At 66.9% G+C, this 11,639-nt stretch carries 12 protein-coding genes; 3 read left to right on the top strand and 9 right to left on the bottom strand.

The window, feature by feature from the left end; genetic code table 11:
- On the top strand, positions 1-779 hold a 779-nt coding region (locus ACFE7K_RS07045), incomplete at its 5' end, for a phosphomethylpyrimidine synthase ThiC (RefSeq protein WP_375397468.1).
- A gap of 174 nt (positions 780-953) precedes the next feature.
- On the opposite strand, the gene ung is transcribed toward ACFE7K_RS07045, so the two are convergent.
- Both ung and nth read right to left on the bottom strand, forming a co-directional pair.
- Positions 954-1,655 (bottom strand): uracil-DNA glycosylase, encoded by a 702-nt coding sequence (gene ung, locus ACFE7K_RS07040; protein WP_375397467.1) that lies wholly within the window; start codon positions 1,653-1,655, stop codon positions 954-956.
- 34 nt (positions 1,656-1,689) lie between these two features.
- Positions 1,690-2,373: an endonuclease III domain-containing protein gene (gene nth, locus ACFE7K_RS07035; RefSeq protein WP_375397466.1), complete on the bottom strand. Its 684-nt coding sequence runs from the start codon at positions 2,371-2,373 to the stop codon at positions 1,690-1,692.
- Positions 2,374-2,580: 207 nt separating this feature from the next.
- Between nth and ACFE7K_RS07030 the strand changes: the two genes are divergently transcribed.
- Positions 2,581-3,102, top strand: coding sequence for a ferritin-like domain-containing protein (locus ACFE7K_RS07030; RefSeq protein ID WP_375397465.1), 522 nt, complete (start codon positions 2,581-2,583; stop codon positions 3,100-3,102).
- 57 nt (positions 3,103-3,159) lie between these two features.
- On the opposite strand, the gene ACFE7K_RS07025 is transcribed toward ACFE7K_RS07030, so the two are convergent.
- From ACFE7K_RS07025 to rpmI, 7 genes are all read right to left on the bottom strand, one after another.
- Positions 3,160-3,936 (bottom strand): transglutaminase family protein, encoded by a 777-nt coding sequence (locus ACFE7K_RS07025; RefSeq protein ID WP_375397464.1) that lies wholly within the window; start codon positions 3,934-3,936, stop codon positions 3,160-3,162.
- A gap of 82 nt (positions 3,937-4,018) precedes the next feature.
- The gene (locus ACFE7K_RS07020; RefSeq protein ID WP_375397463.1) at positions 4,019-4,147 is read right to left on the bottom strand and encodes a hypothetical protein; all 129 of its coding nucleotides are present in this window, start codon (positions 4,145-4,147) and stop codon (positions 4,019-4,021) included.
- Between the two features lie 85 nt (positions 4,148-4,232).
- Entirely contained in the window at positions 4,233-4,988 is a 756-nt protein-coding gene (locus tag ACFE7K_RS07015; RefSeq protein WP_375397473.1) for an SDR family NAD(P)-dependent oxidoreductase, read from the bottom strand.
- Position 4,989: 1 nt separating this feature from the next.
- Positions 4,990-7,356, bottom strand: coding sequence for a phenylalanine--tRNA ligase subunit beta (gene pheT, locus ACFE7K_RS07010; RefSeq protein ID WP_375397462.1), 2,367 nt, complete (start codon positions 7,354-7,356; stop codon positions 4,990-4,992).
- A 91-nt stretch (positions 7,357-7,447) separates the two neighbouring features.
- Positions 7,448-8,587 carry a phenylalanine--tRNA ligase subunit alpha gene (pheS, locus tag ACFE7K_RS07005; protein WP_375397472.1) on the bottom strand — a complete coding sequence of 380 codons (1,140 nt, stop codon included), beginning with the start codon at positions 8,585-8,587 and terminating at the stop codon, positions 7,448-7,450.
- Positions 8,588-8,777: 190 nt separating this feature from the next.
- Entirely contained in the window at positions 8,778-9,143 is a 366-nt protein-coding gene (rplT, locus tag ACFE7K_RS07000; RefSeq protein ID WP_375397461.1) for a 50S ribosomal protein L20, read from the bottom strand.
- A 14-nt stretch (positions 9,144-9,157) separates the two neighbouring features.
- Positions 9,158-9,361 carry a 50S ribosomal protein L35 gene (gene rpmI, locus ACFE7K_RS06995; protein ID WP_375397460.1) on the bottom strand — a complete coding sequence of 68 codons (204 nt, stop codon included), beginning with the start codon at positions 9,359-9,361 and terminating at the stop codon, positions 9,158-9,160.
- 151 nt (positions 9,362-9,512) lie between these two features.
- Here rpmI and ACFE7K_RS06990 point away from each other — a divergent pair, with 151 nt between their 5' ends.
- The gene (locus ACFE7K_RS06990) at positions 9,513-11,636 is read left to right on the top strand and encodes an AsmA family protein (RefSeq protein WP_375397459.1); all 2,124 of its coding nucleotides are present in this window, start codon (positions 9,513-9,515) and stop codon (positions 11,634-11,636) included.
- Positions 11,637-11,639: the final 3 nt, after the last annotated feature.

The raw sequence follows: 11,639 nt of genomic DNA, 5'->3' as shown, positions 1-11,639 counted from the left end.
ACATCGCCTATTCGCTCGGCGACGGCCTGCGCCCCGGCAGCATCGCCGACGCCAATGACGAGGCGCAGTTCGCCGAGCTCTACACGCTGGGCGAGCTGACCCACCGGGCGTGGGCGCAGGATGTGCAGGTGATGATCGAGGGGCCCGGCCATGTGCCGATGCACAAGATCAAGGAGAATATGGACAAGCAGCTAGCGGTGTGTGGCGAGGCGCCGTTCTACACACTCGGGCCGCTCACCACCGACATCGCGCCGGGCTACGACCACATCACCAGCGGCATCGGCGCGGCGATGATCGGCTGGTACGGCACCGCGATGCTCTGCTACGTCACCCCCAAGGAGCATCTCGGCCTGCCCGACCGCGACGACGTCAAGGTCGGCGTCGTCACCTACAAGCTCGCCGCCCACGCCGCCGATCTGGCGAAGGGCCACCCGGCGGCGAAGATGCGCGACGACGCGGTGAGCCGCGCGCGCTTCGAATTCCGCTGGCGCGACCAGTTCAACCTGTCGCTCGACCCGGATACGGCGGAATCTTACCACGACCAGACGCTGCCGGCGGAAGGTGCCAAGACCGCGCATTTCTGCTCGATGTGCGGTCCCAAGTTCTGTTCGATGAAGATCACCGCCGAGGTGCGCGAGTTCGCTGCTAAGCAGAACCAGGAAGCGACCGCGTTCATCGCCGCCGCCGACGCGGAGAGGGGGATGGCGGCAATGAGCGAGTTGTACAACGAGACCGGGCGCGCGCTTTACATGGGCGCTGGTGAGCGAGAGCATGATTGAAGCTTTTTCACGCTGCCTCGATCAAATCTGCACATTGACCGGATAGGTTCCGGTAATGCTGGCGGCGGAACTTCACGTTATGTACGTCCTTGGCCAGTCTAAATACACCGCCGCTTCTTTGCATCGCACTGCGGCATCTGGCCGGTCTGGCCGGTACTTACTCCAGGCACCGCGCTAGTCGGGCGGCGGCAGCGCCCAGTCGATCGTCCCGCGGCCGTGCGCCGCCAGGAAGGTATTGGCTTGCGAGAAAGGGCGCGAACCGAAGAACCCGGCATGCGCCGACAGCGGCGAGGGATGCGCGGCCTTCAGCACCAGGTGCCGCCCGCCGCGCGACACATCGTCGACGAACGCGGCCTTTTTCTGGGCATAGGCGCCCCACAGGATGAAGACGGTCGGCTCGGGACGCGCGGCGACCAGGCGGACGACGGCGTCGGTGAAGCGCTCCCACCCGCGTCCCTGGTGCGAGGCGGCGACACCCATCCGTACCGTCAGCACGGCGTTCAGCAGCAGCACGCCCTGCCGTGCCCAATGATCGAGCAGGCCGTGCCGCGCAGGGGCGATGCCGAGATCGGCGTGCAGCTCCTTGTAGATGTTGACGAGGCTCGGCGGGATGCGCACGCCGGGCCGGACCGAAAAGCACAGGCCATGCGCCTGCCCCTCCCCGTGATACGGGTCCTGCCCCAGGATCACCACGCGCACCGTGTCGAGCGGAGTCAGGTCGAGCGCGCGGAACCACGCGCCGCCTTTGGGAAAGATGCGCGTGCCCGCAGCCTTCTCGGCGACGAGAAAGGTTTTCAGCGCCTGCATATAGGGGCTGGCGAATTCGTCGCGCAGCGGCTCCAGCCAGCTTGGGTGCAGGATCACGCTATCGCTCATGCCGGTCAGGCATGTTGGATCGCGCATGCCGCTGTCAATCGCGCCGTGACGGGCAGTCCCCGGACAGCGGGCATGCGCCGCAGATCGGCTCCTCGAAGCGGCAGCGATCCTGGCCCAGCCGCTTCAGCGCGATGTGCAGGGCAAGGAACCGGTCCGCATCCCACCCCGGCATCGCGGCGGTGACGGCTTGGCTCGTCGCGCGGCCATCGGCGGTCGTGGGTACGAACCGCAGCCGATGCAGCACGCGAAGGACATGGCTGTCCACGATCATCACCGGGCGCGCCAGGCTGCTCGCGTTCAACGTCGAGGCCGCGACCTTGCGGCCGACACCGGGTAGCCGCTCCAGCCACGCAAGCGCCGTATCGAGCGGCACGCCGGCCAGAAAGGCGAGGTCGAAACTACCCCGCTCCGCCGCGATCATCCCCAAGGTCGCTACCAGCCATTCGGCCTTCGCCTTGGCAAAGGTAACTTCCGCGATCACGGGCTCGACCGTAGCGGGGGTTGCCGCGGCGATCGCGGGGGCCGAGCCGAAGTGCCGCCCGAGCCGGTGATACGCGGCCAATGACACAGCGTCGCGCGTCCGCCCGCTGATCAGCGACTTGACCAATTGCCCGATCGGCGTCCGTCGTGCCGCGGGCAGGATCACGGCGACATCCGGTGCCAGCACCCCCTGCCAGCGCGCCAGATCGCCCGAGAGGAAATCGAAACCCTGCTGCATTTGCGCATCATAGAACATATAACGAACAGATACAGCGCTATCTTGAGGGAGCCGCCTCGGCATCCTTCACCGATCTTGATCAACATCACTATTCTGCGCGTCGTCACGCAACCTCGCGCCGGGTGATCCGTTGGAACCCTACGCCGGACGTGGCCCCTTTCGCGTCCGGCGACGCTATCCGGTCACTGACCGCCGAGGAGAAACGACATGGGCTTGTTCACCAAGGATATCCAGACGTTCGAGGATCTGTTCCTGCACCAGTTGCAGGACGTCTACTACGCCGAGAACCAGATCACCAAGGCGCTGCCCAAGATGGTCGAAAAGGCCACCGACCCGGTGCTGAAAAATGGTTTCCAGACCCATTTAAAGGAAACCGAGGTCCAGATCAGCCGTCTCGAGCGCGTGTTCGACATCATCGGCGAGCAGCCCAAGGGCGCGACCTGCCCCGCAATCGACGGAATCATCAAGGAAGCCAATGAAGTAGCCGGCGAAATCGCGAACAAGGCGGTGCTCGACGCCGCACTGATCGCATCTGCACAGGCGGTCGAGCATTATGAGATCACCCGGTACGGCACGCTGATCGCCTGGTCCAATCAGCTCGGCCGTCCTGAGATCGCCGCGATCCTGAAGGAAACGCTCGACGAGGAATATGCCACCAACGACAAGCTGACCCAGCTTGCGGTCGGCAGCGATAATGCGAAGGCAGCGGCGGCCGCCGTACCGGCCTGACGCCCGACGAATACCGGCCTGGGCGCGTGATGCGCCCGGGCCGGCGCCTGGTGACCCCTATGCCGGACTGACCTCGATCCTTTGGCTGTTCATGTCGGCGCGGCCGAAGGCGGTAAGGAAGGCGACGTCCGCGGCGTCGCGGCCGATGCCGATCTTGGCCATCTGCCCCTCGGTCGCCATGCCCGTGGCGTCGACCAAATGCCATTCGCCGCCCAGAAACACCTCAGCAACGGCGTGGAAGTCAGGCGGATCGACGCCGACCGCATAGACGCTGGCAATCCGGGCGGGGATTACCGAGGCGCGGGCCAGGGTGATCAGAATATGGGCGAAGTCGCGGCACACGCCCTCGCGCCGGACGAACGTCTCGCGCGCCGTGGTATCCCCGGTGCTCGATCCAGGTACATAGCGGAAGCGGTCGTGGATAAAATCGCGCAGCGCCGCGATGCGTGATCCGCCCTGCGTCCCGCCAAACTCGCCTTCGACGAAGCTGTGAAACTCGCCGGCCGGGCAGTAACGCGAATCGAGCAAATACGGCACCGTCTCCCCGGGCAACCGGTGCGGCGGCATCGCGGCCAGTCCCTCGATCGCCGCCAGCCGCCGCTGGATGTCGACGGTCGCGACATAATCGGCGGTGAACCTGCCCTGCGCCCGCAGCCAGATGCGCTCGCCGATTGCGTCCTGCGCCTGCATGCGCGCGAAATGATCGCACGTGCTCAGGACCAGATTGCCGCTCTCGACGATCTGTTCGGGCAGATGCGCCGCCTCGACTTGGAGCAGCAGGTCGGTCGGCTCGGCCAGGAAATAATCAAGCGTCGAATGGATGGCTAGTTTCATGCCGGCCGAACGCCACGCCATCGTGTTCGTGCCATAAGGCGGGCGATAAATCCTTGCCGAAGTAGCGGGAGCCGCAAACGGATCAGCTCTTGGTCGGCGGAACCGACGCGTTGCTGCCTTTGGTGCTCGGCTTGGATGCATTGGCCTTGGGCGGTTTTTCGGCCTTGGGCTTGCGCACCTCCTTGTTCGACTTCTTCTGGCTCTTGGCCATGATGCCTTCTCCTGGGGCGGGACGCCCGCGCTCATTCTGGCATGCTTTACCGCCCTACTTCAACAATTCGCGGGCCGGGAATCGATCAGGCGCGCACGACCTGGAAACCCGCGAACGACTGGCTGACCGGCATCAACTCAATCGTGTTGATGTTGAGGTGCGGCGGCAGGTCGGCGACCCACCGGATGGTCCGCGCGATGTCGTCGCCGGTCATCGGGTCGGCGCCGGCATACAGGCTGTCGGACGCGGCCCGGTCGCCGCCGTTGCGGACCAGGGTGAATTCAGTCTCGACCATGCCGGGCTCGATCGAGGTGACGCGTACTCCGGTTCCGGCCAGGTCCGACCGCAGGCTCAGGCTGAACTGGCGGACGAACGCCTTTGTCGCGCCATAGACGTTACCCCCGGCATAAGGGTAGCTGGCGGCGACCGACGATAGGTTGACGATCGCGCCGCGTCGCTCGACCAGCCCCGGCAGCAGCTTCGCGGTAAGAGACACCAGAGCGGTGACGTTGGTGTCGATCATCGTCTTCCATGCGGCCACATCCGCCTCCTGCGCGCGCGCCATGCCGAGGGCGAGCCCGGCATTGTTGACGAGCAGGTCGATGTCGGCAAAGTCGTGCGGCAACGCCGCCAGCGCGATGTCACGCGCGGCCTCGTCCCGAACATCGAACACCGCCGGACACAGCCGGTCGGCGCCCAGCTCGGCAACCAGCGTCTCCAGCCGCGCGCGCCGCCGTCCGGTGGCAATCACCCGCCATCCCGCCGCGATCAGCGCGCGCACGGTCGCCTCGCCAATGCCCGAGGTGCCGCCGGTAACCAGCGCGGTGCGCCTGTTTCCCATCTCAGCCACGCAGCACTGCTCCCAGCTTTGCCGCCGCAGCGATCACCCGGTCGGCGATCGCCTGCAATTCGGCCTCGGTAAAGCTCCGCTCGCCGGGCTGCATCGTCGCCTCGACCGCCATCGATCGGACGCCGTCGCGTTCGAACACGTCGAACAGGCGCACGTTGGTGATCGTCGCCTTGTCGGCGGCCCGCACGGCACGAACCAGCCGTTCGGCGGTCAGCCCCGCCGGCACCGTGAAGGCAAAGTCCCGCCTGACGGCCTGCAGGGCGGGCGGAGCGAAGGCCGGGCGCATGAAGCCGGCAAGCCGCTTGGCCGGGATCGCGTCGGAATAGAGCTCAACAGCGGCTACCGCCCCGTCCAGGTCGAACGCCCTGGCGGTCAGCGGGTGGAGCATGCCGAACGCCGCCAGCACGGTCTTCGGCCCCAGCCGCAGCGTGCCCGACCGCCCGGGGTGGAAGGGGGTGCCGGCGGCGATCGCCTCCGGCTCCATCACCTGGAGATTGTCGACCGGCACCCCCGCCGCCGCGAGCAGCGCCAGCGCCTCGGCCTTGGCGTCAAAGGCGTCGAACGGCGTGGCCTTGCCCCCCTGCCAGCCACGCGCGCGGCGTTCGCCGGCAAGGACGAGACCCAAGGTCGGGCGCTCGCCATCGGCCAGATAGCGGCGGCCGATCTCGAACAGCCGTACCGTCCCCGCCCCGCGCTTCAGGTTGCGCGCCGCCGCCGCGAGCAAGCCGGGGAGCAGCGACGGGCGCATGACCTTCAACCCCTCGCTGATCGGATTGGCCAGCGTCCAGGCGCCGCCACCCAGCACATCGGCCTCGGTCTGCGACACGAAGCTCCAGGTGACGGCCTCGTCATGCCCGCGCGCCGCGGCGGCCCGGCGCAGGCGCCGCTCCAGCTTCTGGTCGGGGTTCGCGGTGGGCGTCGCCACGCCGGGTGGGCGCGGCAAAGGGACCGGCGCGACCTTGTCGATCCCCTCGATCCGGATGACTTCCTCGACCAGGTCGGCGGAGCCGTGGACGTCGCGGCGCCATGGCGGTGGCGTTACGCGCCAGTGATCATCGACCGCAAAGCCAAGCCGCGTCAGAATGTCGCGCTGGCGATCGGGCGCTACGGCAAGGCCACCGAGCGTTTCGGTGCGACCCGGATCATAGCGGATCGTGCGGGCAGCGATCGGCGGCCGGCCCGCACGCGTCACGCCGCTGGCCGTGCCGCCGCACAGATCGAGCACCAGCCCCGTCGCAATGGCCAGCCCCTCGTCGAGGAAGGCCGGATCCACGCCTCGCTCGAACCGCTGGCGGGCATCGCTGGTCAGGCCCAGCTTCTGCCCGGTGCGCGCGATATGATCGGGATCGAACCATGCGCATTCGATCAAGACCTCGGCAGTCGTTGCCGATACGCCCGATTGCCCGCCCCCCATGATCCCGCCGATATCGTGCACCGCCATGTCGTCGGCAATCACGGTCATGCCGGGGTCGAGCGTATAGGTCTTGCCGTTAAGCGCCAGCACCTGCTCGCCGGGCGTCGCCTTGCGCGCGACAAGACCGCTCGACAGCTTGGCGCGGTCATAGACGTGTAGCGGCCGGCCGAGATCGACCGAGACATAGTTGGTAATGTCGACCAGCGCCGAGATCGGCTTCTGCCCGATCGCCGCCAGCCGCCGGCGCATCCATCCGGGTGCGTCGCTGTTGGTCAGGCCCGAGACCGCCTGCGCGTAGAAGGCCGGGCAGCCCTCCGGATCGTCGGTGCGCACATCGGGCCCTGGCCCCAGGTCCGGCACGCCCGGCACCGCGAGCGGCTTCAATGTTCCCAATCCCGCCGCCGCAAGGTCGCGGGCGATACCGCGCACGCCCATGCAATCCTGGCGGTTGGGGGTGATGCCGACCTCGATCACCGGATCTTTCAGCCCGGCATAATCGGGGAACGGCATCCCGACCGGCGCGTCCTCGGGCAGTTCGACGATGCCGTCATGATCGTCGCCGAGTTCGAGCTCGCGCGTCGAACACATCATGCCGTTCGATTCGACGCCGCGGATCGCCGACACCTTCAGGACCATGCCGTTGGCCGGCACGGTCGCGCCGGGCAGCCCGAGCACGCCGATCAGGCCCGCACGCGCATTGGGCGCGCCGCACACGACCTGAAGCGGGGCGCCGTCACCGGCATCGACCGTCAGCACCTGCAGCTTGTCGGCCTGAGGGTGACGCTCCGCCGCCAGCACGCGCGCGACCTTGAACGCGGCGAGCTTGGCGCCCGGATCGTCCACGCCCTCAACCTCCAGCCCGATACGCGTCAGCGCCCCGACAATCGCGTCAAGCGAGGCGTCGGTCGCCAGATGCTCCTTGAGCCAGCCCAGCGTGAACTTCATGTCGGACATCCGTCGCCCCGGCGCAGGCCGGGGGCGTAATATCGGTTTGCGAATGGCTTGCGCCACGTCAACCGGCCTCGACGGTGGAGGATCATGCCCCCACCCCGCCCGACAGCGTGGGCACGTCAAGCGCGGCAAAACCGTAATGCTTGAGCCAGCGGACATCGCCGTCGAAGAACGCGCGCAGATCGTCCATGCCGTATTTTAGCATCGCCAGCCGGTCGATCCCGCAGCCGAACGCAAACCCCTGCCATTCGTCGGGATCATAGCCGCCGGCGATCATCACCTCGGGATGTACCATGCCGCTTCCCAGCACTTCCATCCAGCCCTCGGCGCCGCCGATCACGCGCTTGCCGTTGACGATGGAGAAGCCGACATCGACCTCCGCCGACGGTTCGGTGAAGGGAAAATAGGACGGGCGCAGCCGCAGCACGACATCGTCGCGCTCGAAGAACGCCTTCAGGAAAGTCTCCAGCGTCCATTTGAGATGGCCGAGCGTGATGCCCTTGTCGATCACCAGCCCCTCGACCTGATGGAACATCGGGGTGTGCGTAGCGTCCGAATCCGAGCGATAGGTACGCCCCGGCGCGATGATCCGGATCGGCTTGTCGCCCCCCGCTGCCTGCATCGCGCGGATCTGAACCGGTGAGGTGTGCGTCCGCAGCACCATGTGCTTCGCGCGTCCTGCCGCGTCGGCAAAGCCATCGCCATCGGGCGGCGGGTTTTGCCCGCCCTCGGCCGCTCTCGGTTCCTTGAGATAGAAGGTGTCGTGCATCGCCCGCGCCGGATGCGTCTCCGGGATGTTGAGCGCGGTGAAATTATGCCAGTCGTCCTCAATCTCCGGCCCGGTCGCGACCGCAAAGCCAAGGTCAGCGAAGATTTCGGCGAGCTCGTCCATCACCTGGCTGACCGGGTGGATCGTGCCCATCGGCGCCGCATCGACAGGCAGCGTCATGTCGAGCGTCTCGCTCGCCAGCCGCCGGTCGAGATCGGCGCGCTCCAGCATCGCCCGGCGTGCGGCAATCGCCCCGGCCACCGCTTCACGCAATCCCTGGATACGCGGTCCCTCGACTTGCCGCTGCTCCGGCGACATGCCGCCCAGCGTCTTGAGCAGGCCGGTGACGCTCCCCGACTTTCCGAGCGCGGCGACGCGGACCGCTTCCAGCCGGACGAGGTCGGCATCGCCGATGCTCGCGAGCAGGTCGGTCTTCATTTGGTCGAGATCGGTCATCCGGTCCTCATCAGAACCGTTCGCCATGAGCTTGTCGAAGGGCTCTGCACTTCTTCGCTCGTGAAGAACGTACAGGGCTTTCGACAGGCTCAGCCAGAACGGAGCTGCACCCTAGCCATGCGGCGCCGGAAGAAAAGGGCGCCGGTGGCAAACCACCGACGCCCCCTCGTCTCAGTCGCTGCAGGTTCCTTCAGGCGGCCTGGGGCAATGCCGCCTTCGCCCGGGCGACGATCGCGCTAAAGGTCGCCTCTTCGTGCATCGCAATGTCGGCCAGGACCTTCCGGTCGAGTTCGACGCCGGCCAGCTTCAGCCCATGCATGAACTGCGAATACGTCAGCCCTTCGGCGCGCACGCCGGCGTTGATCCGCTGGATCCACAGCCCGCGAAAGGTGCGCTTCTTAACCTTGCGGTCGCGATAGGCATATTGGCCGGCCTTCTCGACCGCCTGCCGCGCGACGCGGATGGTGTTCTTGCGACGGCCCCGATAGCCCTTGGCCTGTTCGAGGATGTTCTTGTGCTTGGCGTGGGTGGTAACACCCCGTTTGACGCGTGCCATCGTTCAATCCTCCCTCAACCCAGGCCGTACGGCGCCCAGGCCTTAACCGTCGCAGTGTCGGCCTTCGCCAGCACCGTGGTGCCGCGATTCTGGCGGATATATTTGCCGTTGTGGCTGATCAGGCGGTGGCGCTTGCCGGCGACACCGTGCTTCAGCTTGCCGGTGGCGGTGAGCTTGAAGCGTTTCTTGACGCCGCTCTTCGTCTTGAGCTTGGGCATTTTCGTCCTTTCACTGTGAGCATCGCACGGACAGCCGCGGCAGCCCTTGATGGCCGGGCAGTCCTTCACGCAATCGCTCGGGAAAGGCGCGCGCATAACCTCGCTTAACGCCAAATGCAACCTTGACGCCCCTCGCGCGATTCATTTCGCCATGGACACGACCGCACCCACCGAATCGAGCCAACCGCCTGCCAGGCGATGGCTGAGCCGCCCGTGGCGGATCGCCCGCAATGTCGCGATCGGCATCGTTGCGGTGCTGTTCCTGGTGTGGCTGGTGCTGTTCATCACCAAGGGGCGGTTCCTGAAACACCCGTTCGAATCGATTGCCGGCAAGCTGACCGGACGCGCCGTGACCGTGCGCGGCGACTTCCAGCTCTATTTCGCGCCGTTGCAGATCAAATTCTATGCCGAGCGGTTCACCATCGCCAACCCGCAATGGGCGACCCGGCCAAACCTGTTCCAGGCGCAGCGGATCGACACGCGGATCGCCCCGCTCAGCCTGCTGTTCGGCAAGCGGCGCCTGTACTGGCTCGACCTGACCGGCGGCGCGGTCGACCTGGAATGGAACGGCGCGCACACCGCCAACACCTGGACGTTCGGCGACAACAAAAAGGGGGGCAAGCCGCTCGATCTGCCGCGGATCGATCGCGCGACGGTGGCCGGCACCGGCGTCCGCTATCTCGACTCGCAGATGCGCCTGCTCGCCGATCTCAAGATCGACACGATCACCTCGACCGATGCGCGGATCGGCAAGGCGGTGGGCCTGCAGGGCACCGGCCGCATCCGCGACACGCCGTTCCGCCTCGTCGCGCGGCTGTTGTCGCCGGATGCGACGGTCAATCGCGGCAAGAACCAGCTGACGCTCAGGGCATGGGCGGCGAACAACGTGATCGACGTCGCCGGCACGCTGCCCTCGATCGCCGATGTCGAGGGCGTGCCGCTCCAGACCCGCGCGCGCGGCCGCAACCTGGCCGAACTGCTGGGCATCATCGACGTCGCGATCCCGATCACGCGCACCTATGCGTTGAAGGCGCAGCTGGTGAAGTCCGGCAATGCCTATAAGTTCACCCAGCTGAGCGGCACCTTCGGCGACAGTGACCTGGCCGGACGGCTGACGGTCACCAACGGCGATCGCCTGACGCTCGATTCGGTGCTGGCGACCAGATCGCTCGATATCGTCGATGCGGCGCCGTTCATCGGCTATAATCCCGACATCGTCGCGGCCAAGGGCGCCGTCGCTGCCGCCGCCGCCACGGGCGCCGCGCCGCAACGCATCCTGCCCGACGCCGCGCTACCGATCGCGACGATGCAGGTGTTCGATGCCACCCTGAAATGGACGATCGGCGTCGTGAAATCGCGCAACGTGCCGATCTCCGACGTCGACCTGACGCTGGCGCTCGACCGCGGCCGCCTCGTTCTGTCGCCACTGACCTTCGCGATGGCGCGCGGCCATGTCGCGTCCGATATCGTCTTCGACACGCGCCAGCGGCCGGCGGCCGACCGCTACGACATCCGCCTGTCGCCGACCCCGATGGGGCGGCTGCTGGCCGGCTACGGCGTCGACGAGGCGGGAACATCGGGCACGATCAAGGGCCGTATCCAGTTGAACGGCCGCGGCGACACGATCCACGATTCGCTCGCCGGCGCGAGCGGCCGGATCGCCTTCATCATGCCGCAGGGATCGTTCTGGACCCGCAATGTCCAATTGTCCGAACTCGACCTGGGCACCTTCGTGCAGAAGATGTTCGAGCATCGGTTGAAGGAACCGGTGAAGATCAATTGCGGATTGATCGGCTTCACCGTGCGCGGCGGGGTGGCGGCGGCGGACCCGATCCTGATCGATACCCAGAAGAACGTGATCCTCGGTCGTGGCGGCTTCAGCTTCAAGGACGAAAGCCTCGACCTGGCGTTCCGCGCCGACGGCAAGCGCTTCTCGCTGATTTCCGGGCAGTCGCCGGTGGGGCTGAACGGCTATTTCGCCAAACCGGGAATCGCGGTCATCAGCCCCCAATTGGTCGGCCGCGCCGGCGCCGGGCTGGCGCTGGGGCTGTTCGCCAGCCCGCTCGCCGCGGTCCTGGCCTTTGTCGATGTCGGCGATGCCAAGAGCGCGGCGTGCGGTCCGGTGCTGGCCGGCGCCACCGCCGGGGCGCAGCGCACCACCAGCGGCAAGCCGCGCGACGATGTCGGCACCGGCACGACCGCCAAGACCGATGACGGAAAGCGCCTCGGCACCGACCGCAACCCGAAGCGCAAGAAGGTCCTCGGCATCTTCTGATCC

The sequence above is a fragment of the uncultured Sphingomonas sp. genome, assembly GCF_964244265.1.
In the GTDB taxonomy this organism is placed as follows: domain Bacteria; phylum Pseudomonadota; class Alphaproteobacteria; order Sphingomonadales; family Sphingomonadaceae; genus Sphingomonas.
This window is presented reverse-complemented; position numbering and strand designations above follow the sequence as displayed.

Bases quoted from the DNA above. Each gene is read 5' to 3' on its own strand.
- pheT (WP_375397462.1), bottom strand. From the start codon at position 7,356: ATGAAGTTCACGCTGGGCTGGCTCAAGGAGCATCTGGCGACCGACGCC.
- nth (WP_375397466.1), bottom strand. From the start codon at position 2,373: ATGCAGCAGGGTTTCGATTTCCTCTCGGGCGATCTGGCGCGCTGGCAG.
- pheS (WP_375397472.1), bottom strand. From the start codon at position 8,587: ATGACCGATCTCGACCAAATGAAGACCGACCTGCTCGCGAGCATCGGC.
- ung (WP_375397467.1), bottom strand. From the start codon at position 1,655: ATGAGCGATAGCGTGATCCTGCACCCAAGCTGGCTGGAGCCGCTGCGC.
- ACFE7K_RS07030 (WP_375397465.1), top strand. From the start codon at position 2,581: ATGGGCTTGTTCACCAAGGATATCCAGACGTTCGAGGATCTGTTCCTG.
- ACFE7K_RS07015 (WP_375397473.1), bottom strand. From the start codon at position 4,988: ATGGGAAACAGGCGCACCGCGCTGGTTACCGGCGGCACCTCGGGCATT.
- rpmI (WP_375397460.1), bottom strand. From the start codon at position 9,361: ATGCCCAAGCTCAAGACGAAGAGCGGCGTCAAGAAACGCTTCAAGCTC.
- ACFE7K_RS06990 (WP_375397459.1), top strand. From the start codon at position 9,513: ATGGACACGACCGCACCCACCGAATCGAGCCAACCGCCTGCCAGGCGA.
- rplT (WP_375397461.1), bottom strand. From the start codon at position 9,143: ATGGCACGCGTCAAACGGGGTGTTACCACCCACGCCAAGCACAAGAAC.
- ACFE7K_RS07025 (WP_375397464.1), bottom strand. From the start codon at position 3,936: ATGAAACTAGCCATCCATTCGACGCTTGATTATTTCCTGGCCGAGCCG.
- ACFE7K_RS07020 (WP_375397463.1), bottom strand. From the start codon at position 4,147: ATGGCCAAGAGCCAGAAGAAGTCGAACAAGGAGGTGCGCAAGCCCAAG.